Below are 20758 nucleotides of genomic sequence, written 5' to 3'. Positions count from 1 at the left end.
AGGCTGATAGCCTTTAGTTGAGAGAAGCTGTTATGAACCCTAAGAGTAACCCTGATACTATATTTTCGACACCAATCGATAAAATTGGGGACTTTACCTTTGATGAACGTGTCGCCGAAGTATTCCCTGATATGATTCAGCGTTCTGTACCCGGCTATAGCAATATTATCTCAGCAATCGGTATGTTAGCAGAGCGCTTTGTCAAACCTTATTCGAATATTTATGATTTGGGCTGCTCACTAGGTGCAGCGACGTTATCCATGCGTCGAAACATCACTCAGGAAGGCTGCCAAATTATTGCAGTCGACAACTCTTCAGCAATGGTTGAGCGCTGCAAACTCCATATCAACGCGTACCGCAGTGATACTCCTGTAAATGTCATAGAAGCCGATATTCGCGATATTGAAATCGATAATGCCTCAGTAGTCGTACTTAACTTTACGCTTCAGTTTTTATCAGCTGAAGATCGCTATGCGTTACTGGAAAATATATACAAGGGTTTACGCCCTGGTGGAATATTGATTATTTCAGAGAAATTTGTCTTTGAAGATACTGTATCCAATGAGCTCCTTGTCGACTTACATCACGACTTTAAACGTGCCAATGGCTACAGCGAACTCGAAATTAGCCAAAAGCGCAGTGCGATAGAAAACATCATGCGCCCTGATTCCAAAAACACACATAAAGAGCGTTTCGCAAAGATTGGCTTTAGTAGCTTCGATGTTTGGTTTCAGTGTTTTAATTTTGGTTCAATGTTTGCGATAAAATAGTCAAACATTGCATCTACTCCTTACATTTACACAAACATACTCAACTCTATTATCAGTGAAATACTATGTTTAACTTTGCCAATTTCTATAAGTTAATTGCAACCGATACTCGCCTTCAGCCTTGGCTTAATGTCCTACCACAACAGCTCACAGATTGGCAGAATTCAGAGCATGGTGACTTTGGTCGCTGGCTCAAGGCTCTTAATAAAATCCCAGTTGGGTCCCCTGACCAAATCGATATAAAAAATTCAGTCACTCTGTCTAATGATACTCCTTTAGATACAGGTGAACTTAAGAAGCTAGAAAATCTACTGCGCACTTTCCATCCATGGCGTAAAGGCCCGTATCACCTACATGATATTCACATTGATACGGAATGGCGAAGCGACTGGAAGTGGGACCGGGTTCTACCTCATATCTCACCATTAGAAAATCGCAACGTTCTCGATGTGGGCTGTGGTAATGGCTATCATATGTGGCGAATGCTCGGAGAAGGCGCCCGACTATGCGTAGGAATCGACCCTTCTCATTTGTTCCTGATCCAATTTGAGGCGATACGCAAACTCATGGGGGATCATCAGGGAGCTCACCTTTTGCCACTAGGAATCGAGCAGCTCCCCAAATTAGAGGCCTTCGATACTGTGTTTAGCATGGGTGTTCTCTACCACCGTCGTTCACCGCTTGATCACCTCATCCAGCTCAAAGACCAGCTTGTTGCCGGAGGAGAGTTGGTACTTGAAACTCTGGTTATTGAAGGTGATGAAACCTCTGTGCTCGTCCCAACAGACCGCTACGCACAAATGCGTAATGTATACTTCTTCCCTTCAGCGAAAGCTCTCAAAGTTTGGTTGGAACAAGTCGGCTTTGAAGATGTCATTATTGCTGAAGAGAATATTACGACGACTGACGAGCAGCGAACTACCTCATGGATGACACATAATTCGCTCCCTGATTATCTCGATCCCAACGACCCAAGTAAAACTAGAGAGGGTCATCCAGCACCTCGTCGCGCTACTCTTGTCGCGAAAAAACCTTTCTAAGACAATTTTTGACAGACTCTTAACCTTTTGAGTCTGTCTCCCCCTTAATCTAAACATCAAAAAGATTTAGAATCGTCTAATAAATGTAAGTCTTTCATATAAGAAAATTAACAACTCGTTGCAGTGCAATTGTGATGGTTTAATTCTGCGAAACTAAGCGGCTTAACCTTTTAATCATTAAAAACTTCAACCTAATTATTAGGATTTTCAATGTTAACCAAATTGGCTCCGGTGATTGCTATAACACTTGTTTCCGGTTGTACTCTTACCAACAGCGAACAATATCACCAAGAAACCTTGGCTGCTATTCATGCTTCTGAAACCAATTCCGCGCAAAGATTTGACCAAATTCAAGCGCAAATGACAGATAAAGATAACCAGATTTCCAGTCTAACGGCGAAAGTTGACTCACTAAGCTCTGAATTACGTATGTTTAGACAGCAATCCAGAAGCCAAGCGGGCAAGCCCCCTACAGAGAATATAAAATCAGCATCGACAAAAGCTCAATCACACTCGACACAAGCACTAACGCTCGGCGAAATTGAAAAGGTAACCATAGGTGCTGTAGAACAAAAATTTGATGCTCGTATCGATACTGGCTCATACACATCATCACTCAACGCCGTCGATGTTGAAGAGTTTGAGCGTAATGGTAAAAACTGGATACGTTTTCATCTCTCCGATGGTAAAACCCCACTAGATGAGAGTAACTGGATTGAAGCCCCTATCATTCGTTTTGCAAAGATACGTCAGGCAACCAATTGTCAACTAGAAAAGCGCCCAGTTGTCGAATTGTGGGTTAGATTGGGCAAGATTCACGAAAAGACACAGTTTACTTTGGCAGATCGCTCCCAAATGATCCATCCTGTGTTACTAGGTCGGGATTTCATCCGAGACATTGCAGTGGTGGATGTAAGTAAAAAATACATTCAAACGGAATTTGAACAAAAATAATAAGGTAGCTTATGACGTCTAAAGTCCCCTTTTACATATCTGTCGCCTTACTCATAGTGGCAGGTATTGCTCTGAGTATGTTTCGTCACCAGACATATGGTGTCCCTTGGACTCCAGGTGAAACTCGCCAGATATGGGATATAGAAGCTCGTGTTGAATTTAACGCTCAATCTAAACCAGTCAAAGCCTCGTTGGCCATTCCTCACACACAAAATGGCTTTACTTTAATTAACGAATCGTCCTCATCATCTGGTTATGGTGTATCTTACGTAAAGTCTGAATTAGGTCGCCGTGCTGAATGGTCGATACGACAAGCTGCAGGTGCACAAACCATTTACTATAAAGCTCAATTTCTTGTTGACCCTCAGGCAAAAGTAAAAACACAAGCACCTACAAAAAAAATCATTTCACCAACCTTTGATGGCCCGACAGAAGCAGCCGCAATATCAATTATAGAACGGGCCAACAAGAGTTCAGCTGACGATATCACTTTCACCCGAGAGCTTATTAAAATACTTAATGACTCAGATAGTCAAAATGCAGGGCTGCTACTTAACAAAATGTCCAAGGTGTCAGCCGTCGACAAAGTCCTCGCCTATGCCAATATACCAAGCAAAATCGTTGGGGTAATTGAGCTAGAAGATGGCCGCCGTCGTCAAACTATCGAGTTGGTGAATCAAGTGTGGGATGGTAGTGAATGGGTGCTATTCAATCCCAAAAATGCCACTCAACCCATTGATAAAAACATATTGGTCTGGGATGAGTCCAACGTATCACTGCTAGACATCGTCGGCGGGCAAAATAGTCAAGTTCATTTTTCGATGATTGCTCAAGACGTGTCTCCAAAGCAAGCAACATTGGATAAAGTCGAAGCGGATGGCCTACTTAACTTCTCGATACACAGTCTGCCGCTTGAAGAACAAGCTATGTTTAAGACCATCATGCTTATTCCGATCGGTGCACTGATTGTTGTATTCCTGCGCGTGATTATTGGCCTTAAAACATCGGGGACTTTCATGCCTGTCTTGATTGCAGTGGCTTTCGTACAAACCCAACTGCTGACAGGGATCGTCGGGTTTTTATTGATCGTCGGAACAGGGCTAATTATACGCAGCTACCTTTCAAGACTGAACTTATTGCTTGTTGCCCGAATATCCGCCGTTATTATCACCGTAATTATGATTATTTCCGTATTTACGGTTGTCGCATTTAAGATTGGTTTAACCGAAGGTCTCTCGATTACCTTCTTCCCGATGATAATTCTATCTTGGACCATTGAACGCATGTCGATTCTTTGGGAAGAAGAAGGCGCTAAGGAAGTGATTCTACAAGGTGGTGGTTCGCTTGCCACAGCGACTCTTGTGTACCTTGCTATGACCAATTCATACATTCAGCATCTGACGTTTAACTTTATTGGTCTTCAGCTGATTGTATTAGCCGGTATCTTGCTACTTGGAACATACACAGGGTATCGCCTGACCGAGCTAAGGCGCTTTAAACCATTAGCGGAGGACTAAACTATGCTGTCACGATTAACGTCGCAGTTTACGTCACCTAATAAGTTACGCTCCAATGGTATTATGGGGATGAACCAACGCAACCATAGCTATATAGGTCGGTACAATGATCGCTCTAAATACCCTTTGGTCGATGACAAACTTAAGACTAAAATCATTGCCCAGCAGCACGGGGCCACAACACCTGAGCTGATCGGTGTGATCAGCCATCAAGCGGAAGTTAAGCACATCCACAACATGGTTAAAGATTGGCCTGGTTTTGTTATTAAACCAGCTCAGGGAAGTGGTGGTAAAGGTATCTTAGTCGTCACGTCTCACCAAAATGGAGTCTACACTAAGCCCTCTGGTGCCTCTATCAACAAACAAGATGTTGAAAGGCATATAAGTAACGCATTAGCTGGTCTATTCTCACTTGGTGGAAAAAACGATGTTGCGGTTGTTGAAAACCTGATTAAGTTCGATGACTGTTTTAATGGTTTTAGCTACGAAGGTGTGCCAGATGTTCGTATCATCGTATTTAAAGGCTACCCAGTGATGGCCATGATGAGATGTTCGACCGCAGCGTCTGATGGCAAAGCAAACCTTCACCAAGGTGCCGTTGGTGTGGGAATTGATATTGCCACAGGCAAAGCGATTAGAGCTGTTCAATTCGATCAACCTATCACTCACCATCCTGATACAAATAAAGATCTTTCGACGTTACAAGTACCACATTGGGAACGTTTATTGACTCTTGCATCTAGTGCTTGGGAAATGACGGGGCTTGGTTATATGGGGACGGATATGGTGCTTGATAAAGAAGAAGGCCCAATGGTTCTTGAACTCAATGCTCGGCCTGGGCTCGCAATTCAAATTGCAAATGGTGCTGGTCTACTCCCGCGCTTACACCATATAGAAAACTTGGGGGCACCTAGAGTCTACCCAGATGCTAGCGAGAGAGTCGCCTACGCAGCCAAACAATTTGGCTCAGCCGCACAGTTCTAGTTAAGTTTATAAAGCGCAAAACGAAAAAAGCTGCTCTACTGAGCAGCTTTTTTTGACTCGGATAGAACCCTTACTCCACGAGCGCTTCTTCAGCTTCTTCCCCCTGATCGGGTTGAGCGAAACCACGCAAACCAACGACATGAACATGCTCGTGATCTTTGAACACCTTACGAACCAGTTTATAGGTCGTCCCTTTTTCTGGGCTGATGTTTTCTGGGGCAGCAATAAGCAACTGCATATCCAAACGATCACACAGCTCAAATAATGTGGAAATAGATTTAGCGTCCAAACGCGCTGCTTCATCCAAGAATAGTAAACGACATGGAACAATATCTTTGCTTCGCAAACGCCTTGATTCTTCTTCCCAGCTTTGAACAACCATAAGCAAGATAGATTGGCCCGTACCTATAGCTTCACCAGTAGAAAGAGCACCGGATTCAGCTTGTAACCAACCGTCAGAACCACGGCACACTTCAACACTCAATTCTAGATAATTGCGGTAATCTAGCAGCTCCTCGCCTAATACTTGCGGGCTGCGTTGCCCCATATCAATATGAGGGTTAACGCGCTGAAATAACTTTGCCATTGCCTCAGAAAATGTATGTCGAGTTGTTTCAAACAGGTCCTTGTGCTGCTCTTGCTGCTGCGCTAGACCGTTAAGTAAAACCTCGTGGCTCTCACGAATTTTCACATTCAGACGTACGCCTTTGACTTGTCCAAACGCGATGTTTGATAGCCCTTGGTTGAGCATTCGAATACGGTTTTGCTCACGCTGAATGGTTTTTTTAATAATACTCGCGACCGATTCAGAGCTGATAGCTAAGCGATTTTCTCGCTGACTTAACTCTTCACTTAATCGTGCCAACTCAACTTCCATTTCTTCAATGGCTTCAACTGGATCGTCTGTTCGAATGATGTCTTGACGAATACGCTCTCGTAAATGCTGATAAACAGCGATATAAAAGAGCACCTTACGCTCTGGACGTGCGTTATCTTCAGACAAACGAAGCGCATCACGTAAGTCTTCATTATCAGCAACAGCAAGACGCAAAGCACCAAGTGATTTATCCGACATAGAGCGAAGTTCATCTGCCGACAAATAGGCCAGTTCACGCTTATGCAATCGACGCTCTACATCATTTTCACGAGCTAAACGCAATACTGAGCACCAGCCAGCCTTTGCTGCCACAACGAAAGTTCGAATCTCAACATAGTCCTTTTGTACTTTCTTGAGACGTTTTGCTAGCCCCTTCATTTCTAATTCAGTTGAGGTAATCGTCCGTTCCAGTTCACTCTTACGGCTGCGTGAGGTGTGCATACGTTCTTGCAACTCATCACGGCGACGAATAGCACGCTCCTTGGCACCTTCGTCTGCATGAACACCAAACTCCTGAAGCTCTTGCTTAAACTCTTGTACCGTTTCTTGCTTGGCTTGATGAGAACTTTTTAACGATGCCAGTACTTGATGGTACTGGTTCATTTGACCCTGTGACTGCTTTAACTCATCACGGGAACGTGTACGTTGCCGCTCTGCCTGCACAAGTTTAGTCTTAAGTTGTTCACTTAATTCACTGCTTTTATCGAGTAATTCGATGGAGTCTGAATAGGCAAAATGATGACGACGCTCAACAAGATCAGATACAGCGAAAATGCGCTTTTTGAGCTCCTGTAACTGAGAGTCTTGTGCTCGATACTCAGCTTCAAGAGCATCAAATTCTTCCGGATCAACTTCAAGAGCAGATGAGATTTTTTGCAGTTCAGCGAGAGACTTGGCATGGCTTGTCAAAAAGCTCTTGGCGTCGACCAGTTGGGTCATTTTCTCCTCAAGGTCTTCAAAACGAGATGCCAGAGACTCATCTTCTATTAACACCATGACAGGTGCCAACTTATCAAGCAAAGTGAGTGCTTGTTTACTCGATACTAACTGAGCTCTATGCTGTTGCTCCTTCGCGTCCAAATCTGTCAAATCTCGTACAATTTGGTTACGCTTATCACGAGCTAAAGCCAAAGCTTGTTCTGGATCAGATTCAAAGGCTACTTGAATATGCTGCGCCACAAATTGGTTAAACGTTTGATATAAACGCTGCAATTTCTGTGAGTCAAATGCAGCTTTCGCATGTTGTTCGACTACTTCCTCTCGTTCATCACGCAATAGTTCTAAACGCTGCTCTCGAGCGGCTCGACCAAATAAAGGAATTTCAGGAAAACGTGAATAACGCATTTGTCGATCGTTCATGCGAACACATACTGCGCCTTGTAACTCCTCTGCATCAAAAGAGCTGTCATCAAAAGCGTCTATATCACCTTCGATGATATAAAGATCTTCAGGACAATCATCTAACTCAACTAGTTTTGCTTCAATATCCGTCAGATCTGACACAACAATCGCATGTCGTGAAGGGCCATACATGGCACTAAAATAAGGTGCATCATCTATGGTAATGTCATCATAGATTTCTGATAACAATACACCGCCTAGTGTATCCGCTAGCCCTTTCAGACGCGGATCATTTGAGCCACCTGGCGATGCTAGCCTTTCTATCTCACTATCCAATTGAGCTCGGCGGTCACCCAGCTTCTCTTTCTCTAATGTCTGACGCTTTTCTTGCTCTAGCACAATTTGCATATGCGACATAACAGCTTGCTTGTCGTATAAGTCTGCGCCACTTTGCTCTTTGATATTTTCTAAAGCATCATGGGCAGCAATCCAAGGTGGTGCAATCTCCTCGAGGCGTTGAATCTCTATGGACAAGTCTTGCTCGCTACGACGCTTGTCAGTACGACTCTCGCGTAGCGTTTCCAACTCAAGTTCCAATGACTCAACTTGAGCCAACTTTGCCTCACGTTCTTGCTCGAGCGTGGATTCATCCATAAGTTGGATATGGTGCTGTTTATGATAGGTATCAAGCACTTCCTTAGCCTGTCGTTGCTGACTAAGCCGACGTTCTAAATCTCGATGCTGCGCGTACCATTGCTGTTCATTACTAACGATTTGTTCTGCATCTCTGGCTTGATTAATGAGCTGCTTAGCGAGCATAGAAGCATCTTTACGTTCTACATCAGAACCTAAGATTTTTCTGACCAGTTGCAGAGCTAATTCAAATTGCTCAACCGCAGCAGATGACATATCGAGCTTGTGTTTGACAGCAAGTAAAGAAGAGGTGTTTTCAGATTCTTGATCTTTGAGGTGAGATACTACAGCATGAGCGCTATCTGCGGTCAGCTCATCATCATCAAGTAACGACTTAGCTTTTTCCAAAGCCTGCACTGCTTGCTGATATTGGAGCGCTCGTGTCTGCTGAACATCTAATGCTTGTTGGTAATCGGCAAGCTGGGTCTTTAGGCTATCAACTTCTTCTTCAGCAATTGAAGCTTGTTCTTCGATGATAAGAACACGTTCCTGAGCCTCCTCGACCACCATCATCTGTTCTTCAAGACGCTCACTGAGCTCTAGCAAGTCTTCTTGATAGCGCTCAATTTTCTCTTGCTGACGAAGTGCATTTTGTACCAGTTGAAGATGATCAGAAGCTGCCTGATAGTCTTGCTCTAAGCCAGATTCAGTCTCAACTAAAAGTTCAAGTTCTTGCTGGACTCTGTTAAGTAAATTATTTTGCTCAACTAAAGTTTCTCGAGAACCGAAAAGCTCTGTACGAAATGAGAGTGTTTGCTCTAATTTACTGCGGCGCTCGTTAGCATGACGCATATAGTCAGCGGCAACATAGTTAGTTGATTCTGTGATAAGGTGCTTAAATAAATCACGGTCAGTTTGAGTTGTTTTAATTGCCTCAAGTGTCATGCGATTTTCACGAAGCGCCGACTCCATATCTTGGAAGGCTTTTTTAACCCCGCCATTTTGAGGTAACAAGTAGTCACGCAGCGAGCGTGTAATTGCGCTAGAAATACCACCATAGAGTGACGCTTCAATCAATCGATAGAATTTCGAACGGTCACCGGAGTTGCGCAATTTTTTAGGGATAACACCAAACTCGAACATCTGAGCGTGATAGTCAACAATCGAGTTAAATACTTTAAGCTGAACACCTTCGTAGTCAGCGATACATTGCTTGATCTCATTAATTTGACGCACCCGAGCTTGGGTATCGGAAACACTTTCAATCAAGATGTCGGTTGGCTTGACGTGACTGGGTAGTCCTTGAATCACAAAAGGTTTGATATCAACTTTCTTATCTCGGCCAGCCACTTGCTGCAACTTAACAGCAAAAAGTAAACGTTGATTACGTGAGTTAACCACATCCAAAGCAGCGTAGCAGGCTCCAGGCTGCAGTTTGCCATACAGTCCCTTATCTCGAGAAGATTGGCTGCTGCCTGCTTCTGTTGTGTTTCGAAAATGCAGTAAAGTTTGATCCGGAATGAGCGCGGTAATAAAAGCAGCCATTGTGGTTGATTTACCCGCCCCATTACCACCTGACAAAGTGGTTACCAAACCGTCGATATCAAATGTTCTGGCAAAAAAGCCGTTCCAATTGACCATGGTCAGAGATTGATATTTACCTCTTTCAATCATGCATCACCTTCTTCTACATTGTCCGATTGATACGACTCATCATTTTTTTCTGTTAACAAACTCACTTGACTTGGTTCTTTGGTATGGACCACGGCTTCACCATCTCGGATCAAACGCAGTTGGGCTTCACGAATATCATCACCCACACGGACATCAGCACCAAAGCGAAAAACAGATTCACTAATACTGAATTTGCCTGTTTCACCAATATTGATGATCATACCAAGGCGCCTTAGACGACGAAGAGAAGTACGTACCTTGTCAAACAGCTTCTCTTTATCCAGATCTGAGCCTGTCGCTCTGTTAGTCACTAGCTTCATGAGTTTCTTTTCATCAGATAAAGCTAGCAGCTCTTCATACAGCTCTTGGTTAGTAAAAATACCTTCGTGAGCCAATCGCTCAGGGCTTAGATATAAGAAACACAGCACCTTGCCAACCAACATGTCTAACTCAGACAAGACGCTTCGGTTGATAAGCGAAGTGGAGCGAGGACGAAGATAGAAAAAACCTTCAGGTGCTTTGATAAGCTCAGTGTTGTAACGCTGATAGAACGAAGATAATTCAACTTCAAAATCAGACAACAAGGCGTGATTGTCGAGATCATCTGTTGATATATGTCTGCCAGATCGCAACATGCTATCTAACATAGGAAATAAAGGATTTGAAATCGCTTTAGCCAGTTTCTCTGGCATGTAATCATTAGTATCTGTCGATAACATTTGCTTGTACCTTTGCACCATATTGGTTAATCGCGTGCCAATCAGGCTGAACAGCCTGATAATCAGACTCGGAATACCCGAGCCGTACCGCTTGGTCAATCACAATACGCGCTAAATCAAAATGATGGGTTCTTGGATGCTGAGCTAAATACTCTCGTAAAACATCACCTAAGTGGATTGGTGTACCCTGCTCTTTGTGAACTTTTAGCATACTACTGATACGTTCAGACAGATCATTATTTACTTTCTGATACTCTTCATATTCCACTTCCAATGGAACCTGGCCTGTGACTTCATCATCTCTTAGTACTAGGGCTTCGTCCCTAAGGTCAACCAACCTTTCGGCATCTGCATGAGTAAGAAACCAAGGGGATTCATCATAGTCTTTGATTGATTGACGCAAACGCGTGCTAAAGGCACGATTTTTATCCATATCAATCGCAGTCCTGATAAATTTATGCACATGCCTGTCATAGCCAATCCACAAATCAATCGCTTGTTGCCCCCAGCTGGTTATTCGGTCCAGCTTCATTTGTAATCCAAATAGTGCTTCTTCAATAAACTGCAACGATTCCTGCCCATAAACAATCTCTTGAATGTCTAGGATCTGTGTTTGCAGTTCATCACTGGCCGCCTGCAACGTATCTTGGAGCTCGCGCAAAGTATTCGATGTTTCGGAAAGTAAAGCTTCACAATTATTTATGGCTTCGCGCCAGTCTTTATTGAGCAGCTCAGCAATTTGAATTTTGACTGCCTGCTGTTGCTCATCCATAACTCGCTGGTTGAGATCAATTTGATCAAAGATTTCACCCACAGAGTATTTTAAGACGCCAAATACGTTCTTCTTCCAATGAGCTGGTGTGCCACCCTTTTGTGCCGATTCAATCGCTTTTGACATTTCATCAGCCACCATAGAGAGCTGGATTGAAAGCCGCAGCTTAGAAAACTCTCGATGGCGAAGATAGTAGTCAGTAATTCCAACCGCCAATGGTGATAATCGATAAATACTGGCGCCATCGTTAATTTCGCTAGTAAAACGACTCATTAACCTCTGCTGTACCATGTCATTAATCGCATTGTTGGCTCTAAATGCTGTCGCCTCACCGGTGGATTCAAAGAGACGGGTTACAATTGCGAAAGCATCATGCAATTCACCTTCACCCAACTCTTCGTCAAATCTTTCATTACTCAACACAGCGATTGCAATCAGGAAAGCTAAACGCTCGGTCGTCAAGTTTAATGAGAAGTCGTGCTGCTTTACCCATCCAACCAATTCATCAATTGGCTGTTCAGCAGTACTGGCAAGTATCTCACCCATTATTGTTCCTGTTCTTTTTTGCCCATACGTGTATGTAGCGACCCATTGATAGATAAGGCTCCTGACGACATAACTTTCTTTCAAGTGCCACTACATCTTGTGGTTGGAAATCTCCCATGTATTCTCTGTTTCCAATATAATCACTAAAACAGCGGATACCGGCTTTACCACAAATCTCAAAACCAGATTCCTCTATCCACTGATAAACGTCCTCAGGCTTGAGCCCTTTCTGTGGCTGTAACTTAAACCTCTTTCGATGCGGCATACCATCCAATACGTGTGGGATATTGCCGCACACAACATTTTTATAAACCAGTCCATGATGGTTGTAGAACATGATAGAGGCAGCTCCACCAGGTTTAACTTCTCTCAGTAAGTATTGCAGCGCTGCTTTTGGGTCTACTAACCATTCCATCACAGCATGGAACATCAAAACATCAATAGGTTCTTTGAGATGTTTAGCAATGCTCTGCACGGGTGAATGGACCAAGCGATACTGCTTAAGCAATCCGTTTTTTTCAATATCCTGACGAGCTAGTTGCAACATTTCCGAAGATAGATCACACAAAGTGATTTGATGTCCGAGTTTCGCTAGCTTTTGAGAAATTTGCGCTAATCCTCCTCCAGCATCGAGCACATGGAGGCTTTTCCTGCTACCATTAACTGCAGCAAGTAATTGTTCAAGTTCTTCCCAAACAATCACTTGGCGTATTTCACCTTTATCGGACCCGTAGATATTTTTTGCAAATTTGTGCGCGATATCGTCGAAATTGCGATCTTCAGTCACAGTGGGTTAAGTTATTATGTCGTGTCATACTGCTATTCTGTCACATAGAAAGCAGATATAAAGAAAGATTCTCTTAAATTAAAACCAATTGGTGTTTTTTCGGACTATTTAAGTATGTTTGAGCTTAAAAAAGTGGTGTCATCACTGTTAATGCCTCTACCAGCCATGCTGATCATTGGAATCATCGGCCTGATACTCATTATGTTTACTCGAAAACAAAAAACGGGGTGTTTTGTCGTTCTCTTTTCCTTTTTAGGTATTTTTCTAATCTCTTTTCAGCCTATTACATCGAGGCTTCTTCTCCCTCTCGAACGTCAATACACAGCATTTTTTCCAGTGGATGAAACCATAGATTACGTTATGGTTCTTGGCAGTGGGCATGTGGTAGACGATAAAATCCCTCCGACCTCCGAGCTCAGCCGAACCGGCTTAATGCGGCTTTCCGAAGGAATAAGGGTCATGAGAATGTACCCTGGTTCAAAATTAATTTTATCTGGGTATGCAGGGGGGTCAGAAGTGAGCAATGCCCGGATGATGGCAAAAGTAGCGCTAGCCTTAGGCGTTGCCAAATCTGATATTATTTTGCTGGAAACAGCGAGAGATACGTGGGAAGAGGCTCGGCAAGCTGCAGCCTTTGTCAAACTAAAAAAACTCGTGATTGTCACTTCAGCAAGCCATATGAAAAGAGCGCTAAACGAGTTTTACTCTGCAGGATTAAAGCCCTACCCTGCACCAACCAACTATCTTGCTCAACGTAATATCGACCTTGCTTGGTCTAAATATGCACCCAAAGCAGTATACCTTGAACAAACCGAAGTTTATTGGCATGAAACGCTTGGGTTGATATGGCAAACGCTGCGTGATTGGGCTTCAAATAGTGACCACAAGGCAGGAATTGCATCTGATAACCCTGTCTCAGATGGCGATGCATAGCATACTTTAGTATACCGAGTTTCTCTCGGTATACCCTTTTTAGTTAGTCTCCTGCAAACATATAACCTTCACCATGAACTGTCACAAAGAGTTGAGGGTTTTTGGGGTCACATTCCATTTTAGCTCTCATACGTCTAATAAGGACATCGATAGTACGATCATTAGGCGCGTCAACTCTATGGCTGATCATATTGAGAATTTTTTTACGGCTCAATACCTGATTAGGGTAGGAAGATAACGCGACTAGCAGTTCATATTCTGCCTTAGTCAATTTAACTGGCTTACCTTCTTTGCTTAACGCTCGCCTTGATACATCGAATGTCCAGTGTGAAAAGCGAACAACCTTGTTGTTATCTATAGCTTGCTTTGCTTCACTGCCCAATTGGCGAGCTAAGCCTATGCGCCAGAGTAAATTCTTGACTCGAACAACCAACTCTCTCAATTCAAAAGGTTTGGTTACATAGTCGTCAGCTCCCATTTCCAGCCCTACGATCTTATCTATGTTATCGGTCCGCCCAGTCACTAAAATGATTCCTATATCTGACTGGCTTCGAAGTTCGCGGGTCAGTAAAAGTCCATCTTCACCTGGTAAATTAATATCCAGTAACACCAAGTCAATAGTACTTTTTTTTATAGCCTCACGCATTTCTTCACCATCTTCAGCTTCAGATACTTGATAGCCTTCATGCTGAAAGTAGCCAACTAATTTACTACGAGTCACTGCGTCATCTTCGACGATTAATACGTGATAACCCATTTACACCACTACATACACCTAACTTGTTAGCTCGTATTCTATTCATAATCTGTTACAATTCTAGTACTTACGCCAGTTATAGGTACAAACAATCTCTTTTTTTGATTTAAAACAACCTAAACGAACCAAAATTGATATTTTATCTATGATTTACCCTTAACAACGAGTGAGCATCGTGTTTTTTAGCTCATCGCTTACGCTCCATTTTCAGGTTTATGGATAATTACAAAAAGAAGTAACAGAGTGATTCCTGTTTATTTGTACTCTGTTAACCAATTACCCTTCGAGCGACATTAGTACATACCAATACTGAGAAGTAGCAACTAAGCGATCAGCTTATTTAAATTCTGGAGAATATTATCTAATGCAAGACATCAAAGACTTCAATGAGAAACGTGCTGAAATCTATTGGTGGTTATCAAGTTTACTCGCCAAAGAACTTTCTGCTGAAGTACTTGAAGAGTACCATTCCCCCCAAATTCGCTCTTTTCTTGCAGGACTGGGAGAAAACCAGCATTTAAGGCCTCATGTAAATAGATTAGTTAACGCACTTAATCGTCTGCTTGACAGGAGCAACGCTCAACTTGAGCTTGCTGCTGATTTTTGTAATCTGTTTCTAAAATCTGACAAAGATTCTGCACTACCCTACGCATCTATCTATATTGGTCATTCAGGACTGCTCAATGATCAACCTGCTACAGAAATGGAAAACTTAATGCTCCAACACCAAATTGAGGTGAATAAAGTCATTAATGAACCCGCTGATCACATTGCCGTAGAGTTAGACTTTCTTGGCCACCTCATTATTTGTTCCAACCAGTTAAAGCAGTCGAAAGAGTTGGAAGCATCGATGCAAGAACAAGCACAATTTATTAATAGGCACCTTCTAACTTGGATACCCTCATTTGTCGATAGGTGTAAAAAAATTGATGACTTTGGCTTTTATGCATCCGTGACAGAAATCCTGCTTGCCTTTATCAAGCAGGACTATTGCTATCTAAAAGGTGAGTAGTTAGGCACAAATATGTGATGGTAGGCCCTCTACGAATTGGGTTTTTGTTTGCCCTTGAAGTCTTTGCGATATAAAATCGAGAGCGAAAACGATAAAAACTGACAGAACTAGAGATAAACCGCTAAATAGGGCGGTTTTTGTGTTTCTGATACTTACTGCCCACTTACACCATTTTGGATGCAAGTTCACGGCAGTCATCGACAGGACAGAACCTTATGGCCACTATAAAAGACGTGGCACGCTTAGCTGGCGTGTCTACAACCACAGTTTCTCACGTAATAAATAAAACTCGCTTTGTTGCAGAAGCGACACAAGAGAAAGTGATGGAGGCAGTTACTGAATTAAACTATGCGCCAAGCGCTGTTGCGAGAAGCCTAAAATGCAACAGTACTCGCACTATTGGTATGCTCGTCACTCAGTCTACTAATCTTTTCTTTTCCGAAGTGATCGATGGTGTCGAGAGTTATTGCTACCGCCAAGGTTACACTCTCATACTGTGTAATACAGGTGGGATATATGAAAAGCAACGTGACTACATACGCATGCTCGCCGAAAAACGTGTTGATGGTATTCTGGTAATGTGTTCCGACTTAACGGAAGAACTCAGCGAAATGCTTGACCGCCAAAAGGATATTCCTAAAGTCGTTATGGACTGGGGCCCTGAAAGCTCTCAAGCTGACAAAATAATCGATAACTCCGAAGAAGGCGGCTATCTAGCAACCAAGTTCCTTATCGATAAAGGCCATAAAGATATTGCTTGCCTTAGCGGACATTTTGAAAAAGCAGCGTGCCAAGAACGTATACAAGGGTTTCGCCGAGCAATGGGGGAAGCTAACCTAAACATTAATGAAGATTGGATTCTCGAAGGTAACTTTGAATGCGATACCGCTGTACTAGCAGCAGATAAAATTGTCGCTATGGATGATAAACCAACCGCAGTCTTTTGTTTCAATGACACTATGGCTTTGGGCCTTATGAGCAGATTGCAGCAAAAAGGAATTCAAATACCTGAGCAAATTTCAGTTATTGGCTATGACAATATAGAGCTCGCTGAATACTTCTCTCCACCACTTACTACTGTGCATCAACCTAAACGTCGCGTAGGTAAAAACGCGTTTGAAATTCTTTTGGAGCGCATCAAAGACAAAGAGCATGAAAAGCGTGTTTTCGAAATGCATCCAGAGATCGTTATTCGTGATACGGTTTACGATTTAAGTGAATGAAGACAAATCGGCTGATAAGTTAAACTATTAGCCGAACCTATCATTTTGACACAAAATATTTGGAGCGGTGTCACACTTATCCAATCGTGATGTGATACTTACCTCAAATCTTATTTATTCTTAAAGTGTTCGACTAATGCCACGAACAGGGCAAACCATCTCGAAAGAGTGGGACGCAAAGCTTCCGGCCTGACTCAGGGAACTGAAAGGTAGCGGAGTTGCCGATGGGCAAAAATGCAAACAATCATACTGTTTAAAACAATACATGGACTGGTGATTTGAAATTTCGGTAACCAAACGTATTTGTTCTAACGAATGTATGGCACCTTTTTTAACATTTTACCTGCATTATTTTGCTAATCTCTCGGACCTGAATTTGGTGGCGTATAATAATATATACACCGAGATAAAACAGCATGGATAAACCAATACTTAAAGAATCGATGCGACTTTTTGATCAGCTTGGTCAGATAAAATCGCGCTCGATGTTCGGCGGATTCGGCATCTTCGCAGACGACACAATGTTCGCATTAGTCGTTAACGATAAGCTACACATCCGCGCCGATGATAAACTAGCCAATCAATTCCAAACTGAGGGCCTAGCTCCTTACGTTTATAAAAAACGTGGGTTCCCCGTCGTAACTAAATACTTTGCTTTGACTGATGACATCGCATCTTGTGAAGAGCGAGCGCTTTCTTTGGCCTATAGATCTTTGGAAGTAGCTAAGAAAGAAAAGACCTCCCAAGCTAAAGCTAGGCCAACTCGGCTTAAAGATTTACCTAACCTTCGACTTGCAACAGAACGCATGTTAAAGAAAGCCGGAATTGATAGCGTTGAAAACTTGGAGCAAGCAGGCTCAGTAAAGGCGTTTAAGGCGATCCAAGCAACGCATTCAGCGGAAGTTTCAATCGAGTTACTCTGGGCTTTAGAGGGAGCAATAAAAGGTAAACATTGGTCAGTTATTCCCCCAACTCGAAGAGCAGAGTTAGAAAATCTTCTTAATAGCTAATCGCGACAAAATTTAAACTAAGCCAACCAGTGAGGTTGGCTTTTTTATTTTCTTTTTGAAATTTTACTGCTCTTCAACTGTTCTTATCTTCATATGCCTTTACCCACACCTAGGAAGTCTTTATGAATAAAAAACTTGTGTTAGGAGTTCTACTAGTCGGATTGATTGTTTTTCTTGGCATCAACTTTGGCCAATATCTCACTTTAGAAAACGCTAAAGCTCAGCAAGCCTCACTATCTGAATTTATCAGTAACAACTTTGTATTAGCCGCAATTAGTTATTTTCTAGCCTACGTTGCCATCACTGCTTTTTCCATACCAGGCGCTGCCGTAGTGACGCTTCTTGGTGCTGCTTTATTCGGCTTTTGGACCAGTCTTTTACTTGTTTCTTTTGCTAGCACCATAGGTGCCACTCTCGCCTTTCTCAGCAGTCGTTTTCTACTTCGAGATTGGGTTCAAACCAAGTTTGGCGACAAGTTAAAAGCGATCAATGACGGAATGGCTAGAGATGGGGCATTCTATTTATTTTCGCTTCGCCTAATACCTGTATTTCCTTTCTTCCTAATAAATCTTCTAATGGGGCTAACACCAATATCTACGGCTCGCTTTTACCTAGTCAGCCAATTGGGCATGTTACCCGGTACCGCTGTTTACCTTAATGCGGGTACACAGTTGGCACAAATAGAAAGTTTATCTGGCATAGTATCTGCACCAGTATTGCTATCGTTCGCATTGCTAGGTTTATTCCCTGTTGTAACTAAATGGGTGATGAGCAAATTTAAGGGAGCAACACAAGCCCAAAATGGAAGTTAGTTTTGAAGATTTACTCAGCACCAACAACCCCAGAAGTTCACATTGTCTGTGAACTTCTAAAGTCACAACGCATAAATTGCCGAATCATTGGAGATGGCATTGTAGGACTGCAAGGAGAAATCCCTTTCGATGACAATACATGCCCATTTATTTGGCTGCTAGATATCAGTCAATGCGAGCAAGCGAGGTATATAATCCAACAATACGAGCAACAAACCCCATCAAGTATTAGATGGCAATGTAACCAGTGTGGGGAGCTTAATGAAGAGCAATTTGGGTTGTGTTGGAAATGCGGTGAGGCCAATCAAGATTGATCGGACCTGTTTGCTTTTAAAGCGCCTTAAAGGCGCTTTATACGTTCTCGCTATACTGTTCTAGGACAAACGCATTTGCTCTATTGCAAACTTCGCAGTAACTGAGCGATGATCACTGCCAAATGAGGGACCGACAATCGAATTACCTTCCGGCACAATTTTACAGTTAACTAGTGCCTTATTCTTGACATCGTTTTTTGGCGTAAGAATGACAACACCATCAAGATAGCCAGTTTGCATTTCACCATTTCTCTGTCTTTTAGAGCCTGGCTTAGCTTCAACGTTCAAGCCGGCCTCCCACTTGTATGTATTCTCCTGCGGAGATATAACGGGCAGTGTAATTTCATATTTAAGAGGTACTCCCAACTCAGATCTAAAACTTGCTTCATCTTGTAGTGCTCTGATTAAACGGCCCTGTAGCTTTCTATTTCGAGTATTAAAATCACCAGCGATAATAATATGATCTATGTCGGTATGTTTGTTGTTAATTTTGCATAACAAGTCATTTATTTCTTTTTTTCTTTCATCTTGGTCTCGTGAATCAAGGTGAATATTTACCATAGCTATTTTCATATCACCAATGCTTTGTATAGTGATAGTTCCGCCTTTATTCGGGTTATTAAACATATCCCTATAGGTAAATCGATCGATAATAATAGGTGCTGTTACGCCTTTTTTAACCAGTGTTATCTGAGCTGTTGAAGCAGGGTTAGTAATCAAAGATAGCAACTCTTTAGGCTTAGTCACCGTCAGCATTTTTTGGGCACTATTATAAACAATCACATACTGTGACTGACTAAGGGAACTTCTCATAGCACCCGAGAGATTTTTCATCTCCTCAGTTGATATAAAAATTATATCAGATGTACTGTTATTCACTATCGAGTCACACATCAATTTGCTCATTTGTCTATTTGCATTATTATGAGTGAATACTTGAATCGTTTTAGCTGGTTTGGTGCGCTCGAGCGAGACAGAGGCTGCATTAGTTAAACAATCATCAGCACTATTTTGATCTCGAGTATCTATGCAACAATTAAATACTCGAGCAATATCTGGAGTCAATCGTCCTGATTGCCTACTTTCATTTCCCATATCATTATTTTGAAAGGAATATTTTGAGTTAACTTCCATTTTTATACCCATAGTGAGGTTCAAATGGAAAATAATATAGACATATTTAAGATAAAACTGTGCGCCCTAACATTTATTAATTAAACATTTATTTATTTTTCATTTCAAAATAATAATAGATGATAAGAAATATAATTCTTAAATCTAGATTTTGAATTAAGATCTCTATAGAGAATTTATATCTATAATTTCATTAAGTAACAGCGAACATAATAGTAATCTATTAGCACCATGCTCGACTTATACACATTATTGTGTACACATTTGACGCACTCTTATGGGTAGTTCTGATGAGTGAATTTTTGTGACACTGTCGTCGCCACTCCATACATACATATTGATCAACTGAGATAAGGGCGTTTTTACATAACCATCGCTTGTCACAGACCAGTCGGGGCAAATAACCACAGTTCCTGGAAGTTCAAGCTCACTATTCAGAAGTGTTGATGAGCTGGTCGTATGCCAATAGATAATGTTATCTAACGGGATTTGGTGATCCATCAATATACTTCTCACATAAGATTTGGTCAAAGTACTTGAAAAAACGACTCTTGTTGGAGTGCTAGAACAACTTCTAGAGCGGACAATACTATAACTAACTGTGTCTAGATGATGAGATGTTCCACGACCTTTAGGTAGTCTTTCGGTTGTAAATATAAGATCATATTCTTCTACTGGAGGGCTATGTTCAAGGCTAAAGCTAGTGAATGAAAGCTCACGATAGTCAAGAGTTTCAAATTCCTTCAAAACACATTCAATCACCCGCGGACAAAATACATCTTCTACTGCTATATTAAGGCGTCGACCTAAGTTTACGCTTTTCAATTGCTCAAATAAGCTTTCATTCATACTTAGCATCTTTTTAGCATGCTCTAAAAGGATTTTTCCATGCTGAGTCCTGAGGGATCCCCTCATAAATCCGCCAGTGCATAGCCATCTTTTAAGAGCT

General features: G+C 42.1%; 18 protein-coding genes and 1 riboswitch. Of the genes, 11 read left to right on the top strand and 7 right to left on the bottom strand.

Going from position 1 to position 20758, the window contains the following annotated elements; all coding sequences use genetic code 11:
* Positions 1 to 32: 32 nt before the first annotated feature.
* From cmoA to AAFM34_RS07780, 5 genes are all read left to right on the top strand, one after another.
* A complete protein-coding gene (gene cmoA, locus AAFM34_RS07800) occupies positions 33 to 770 on the top strand; it encodes a carboxy-S-adenosyl-L-methionine synthase CmoA (protein WP_341661615.1) in 738 nt (245 codons plus the stop codon).
* 65 nt (positions 771 to 835) lie between these two features.
* Positions 836 to 1810 (top strand): tRNA 5-methoxyuridine(34)/uridine 5-oxyacetic acid(34) synthase CmoB, encoded by a 975-nt coding sequence (gene cmoB / locus AAFM34_RS07795; protein WP_341661613.1) that lies wholly within the window; start codon positions 836 to 838, stop codon positions 1808 to 1810.
* Positions 1811 to 2020: 210 nt separating this feature from the next.
* Positions 2021 to 2764: an ATP-dependent zinc protease gene (locus AAFM34_RS07790; RefSeq protein ID WP_341661611.1), complete on the top strand. Its 744-nt coding sequence runs from the start codon at positions 2021 to 2023 to the stop codon at positions 2762 to 2764.
* Between the two features lie 11 nt (positions 2765 to 2775).
* The gene (locus AAFM34_RS07785) at positions 2776 to 4281 is read left to right on the top strand and encodes an inactive transglutaminase family protein (RefSeq protein WP_341661610.1); all 1506 of its coding nucleotides are present in this window, start codon (positions 2776 to 2778) and stop codon (positions 4279 to 4281) included.
* A 3-nt stretch (positions 4282 to 4284) separates the two neighbouring features.
* On the top strand, positions 4285 to 5265 hold the full coding sequence (locus AAFM34_RS07780) for an alpha-L-glutamate ligase-like protein (protein WP_341661607.1): 981 nt from the start codon (positions 4285 to 4287) through the stop codon (positions 5263 to 5265).
* Positions 5266 to 5335: 70 nt separating this feature from the next.
* On the opposite strand, the gene mukB is transcribed toward AAFM34_RS07780, so the two are convergent.
* Genes mukB through cmoM form a run of 4 tightly spaced genes read right to left on the bottom strand, consistent with a single transcriptional unit; the run spans position 5336 to position 12614 of the window.
* Positions 5336 to 9790, bottom strand: a complete 4455-nt coding sequence (gene mukB / locus AAFM34_RS07775; RefSeq protein WP_341661605.1) for a chromosome partition protein MukB — start codon at positions 9788 to 9790, stop codon at positions 5336 to 5338.
* Positions 9787 to 10509 carry a chromosome partition protein MukE gene (gene mukE / locus AAFM34_RS07770; RefSeq protein ID WP_341661603.1) on the bottom strand — a complete coding sequence of 241 codons (723 nt, stop codon included), beginning with the start codon at positions 10507 to 10509 and terminating at the stop codon, positions 9787 to 9789. Before mukE ends, mukB begins: the two co-directional genes overlap by 4 nt.
* Positions 10490 to 11827, bottom strand: a complete 1338-nt coding sequence (gene mukF, locus AAFM34_RS07765) for a chromosome partition protein MukF (RefSeq protein ID WP_341661601.1) — start codon at positions 11825 to 11827, stop codon at positions 10490 to 10492. The genes mukE and mukF overlap by 20 nt, the downstream gene beginning before the upstream one ends.
* A complete protein-coding gene (gene cmoM / locus AAFM34_RS07760; protein ID WP_341661598.1) occupies positions 11820 to 12614 on the bottom strand; it encodes a tRNA uridine 5-oxyacetic acid(34) methyltransferase CmoM in 795 nt (264 codons plus the stop codon). The genes mukF and cmoM overlap by 8 nt, the downstream gene beginning before the upstream one ends.
* Before the next feature lie 114 nt (positions 12615 to 12728).
* Between cmoM and elyC the strand changes: the two genes are divergently transcribed.
* Complete coding sequence (gene elyC, locus AAFM34_RS07755) at positions 12729 to 13547, top strand: envelope biogenesis factor ElyC (protein ID WP_341661596.1); 819 nt, start codon at positions 12729 to 12731, stop codon at positions 13545 to 13547.
* A 43-nt stretch (positions 13548 to 13590) separates the two neighbouring features.
* On the opposite strand, the gene torR is transcribed toward elyC, so the two are convergent.
* On the bottom strand, positions 13591 to 14304 hold the full coding sequence (torR, locus tag AAFM34_RS07750) for a two-component system response regulator TorR (RefSeq protein ID WP_341661593.1): 714 nt from the start codon (positions 14302 to 14304) through the stop codon (positions 13591 to 13593).
* A gap of 364 nt (positions 14305 to 14668) precedes the next feature.
* Between torR and torD the strand changes: the two genes are divergently transcribed.
* The 5 genes from torD (at position 14669) to AAFM34_RS07725 (ending at position 18675) form a co-directional block, all read left to right on the top strand.
* Entirely contained in the window at positions 14669 to 15316 is a 648-nt protein-coding gene (torD, locus tag AAFM34_RS07745; RefSeq protein ID WP_341661591.1) for a molecular chaperone TorD, read from the top strand.
* 215 nt (positions 15317 to 15531) lie between these two features.
* Entirely contained in the window at positions 15532 to 16539 is a 1008-nt protein-coding gene (purR, locus tag AAFM34_RS07740) for an HTH-type transcriptional repressor PurR (protein WP_341661589.1), read from the top strand.
* Positions 16540 to 16678: 139 nt separating this feature from the next.
* Positions 16679 to 16765, top strand: a riboswitch (cyclic di-GMP riboswitch).
* A 190-nt stretch (positions 16766 to 16955) separates the two neighbouring features.
* Positions 16956 to 17549 (top strand): TfoX/Sxy family DNA transformation protein, encoded by a 594-nt coding sequence (locus AAFM34_RS07735; protein ID WP_341661587.1) that lies wholly within the window; start codon positions 16956 to 16958, stop codon positions 17547 to 17549.
* A 122-nt stretch (positions 17550 to 17671) separates the two neighbouring features.
* Positions 17672 to 18361, top strand: a complete 690-nt coding sequence (locus AAFM34_RS07730) for a TVP38/TMEM64 family protein (RefSeq protein ID WP_341661585.1) — start codon at positions 17672 to 17674, stop codon at positions 18359 to 18361.
* 2 nt (positions 18362 to 18363) lie between these two features.
* Positions 18364 to 18675, top strand: a complete 312-nt coding sequence (locus AAFM34_RS07725) for a DUF2007 domain-containing protein (protein ID WP_341661583.1) — start codon at positions 18364 to 18366, stop codon at positions 18673 to 18675.
* A gap of 60 nt (positions 18676 to 18735) precedes the next feature.
* On the opposite strand, the gene AAFM34_RS07720 is transcribed toward AAFM34_RS07725, so the two are convergent.
* Positions 18736 to 19821, bottom strand: coding sequence for a hypothetical protein (locus tag AAFM34_RS07720; RefSeq protein ID WP_341661582.1), 1086 nt, complete (start codon positions 19819 to 19821; stop codon positions 18736 to 18738).
* Positions 19822 to 20058: 237 nt separating this feature from the next.
* Positions 20059 to 20758: LysR family transcriptional regulator (locus tag AAFM34_RS07715; RefSeq protein ID WP_341661580.1), on the bottom strand; the 700-nt coding region annotated here is incomplete at its 5' end.

The organism is Vibrio sp. (assembly GCF_038138445.1).
GTDB lineage: Bacteria > Pseudomonadota > Gammaproteobacteria > Enterobacterales > Vibrionaceae > Vibrio.
Note: the sequence above shows the minus strand (reverse complement) of the source record. Positions and strands in the feature narration are given on the sequence as shown.

Coding starts and splice junctions, on each gene's coding strand:
- AAFM34_RS07790 (WP_341661611.1), top strand. CDS start 2,021: ATGTTAACCAAATTGGCTCCGGTGATTGCTATAACACTTGTTTCCGGT.
- AAFM34_RS07780 (WP_341661607.1), top strand. CDS start 4,285: ATGCTGTCACGATTAACGTCGCAGTTTACGTCACCTAATAAGTTACGC.
- mukB (WP_341661605.1), bottom strand. CDS start 9,790: ATGATTGAAAGAGGTAAATATCAATCTCTGACCATGGTCAATTGGAAC.
- AAFM34_RS07730 (WP_341661585.1), top strand. CDS start 17,672: ATGAATAAAAAACTTGTGTTAGGAGTTCTACTAGTCGGATTGATTGTT.
- AAFM34_RS07735 (WP_341661587.1), top strand. CDS start 16,956: ATGGATAAACCAATACTTAAAGAATCGATGCGACTTTTTGATCAGCTT.
- elyC (WP_341661596.1), top strand. CDS start 12,729: ATGTTTGAGCTTAAAAAAGTGGTGTCATCACTGTTAATGCCTCTACCA.
- torD (WP_341661591.1), top strand. CDS start 14,669: ATGCAAGACATCAAAGACTTCAATGAGAAACGTGCTGAAATCTATTGG.
- purR (WP_341661589.1), top strand. CDS start 15,532: ATGGCCACTATAAAAGACGTGGCACGCTTAGCTGGCGTGTCTACAACC.
- cmoA (WP_341661615.1), top strand. CDS start 33: ATGAACCCTAAGAGTAACCCTGATACTATATTTTCGACACCAATCGAT.
- cmoB (WP_341661613.1), top strand. CDS start 836: ATGTTTAACTTTGCCAATTTCTATAAGTTAATTGCAACCGATACTCGC.
- mukF (WP_341661601.1), bottom strand. CDS start 11,827: ATGGGTGAGATACTTGCCAGTACTGCTGAACAGCCAATTGATGAATTG.
- AAFM34_RS07785 (WP_341661610.1), top strand. CDS start 2,776: ATGACGTCTAAAGTCCCCTTTTACATATCTGTCGCCTTACTCATAGTG.
- AAFM34_RS07720 (WP_341661582.1), bottom strand. CDS start 19,821: ATGGGTATAAAAATGGAAGTTAACTCAAAATATTCCTTTCAAAATAAT.
- mukE (WP_341661603.1), bottom strand. CDS start 10,509: ATGTTATCGACAGATACTAATGATTACATGCCAGAGAAACTGGCTAAA.
- torR (WP_341661593.1), bottom strand. CDS start 14,304: ATGGGTTATCACGTATTAATCGTCGAAGATGACGCAGTGACTCGTAGT.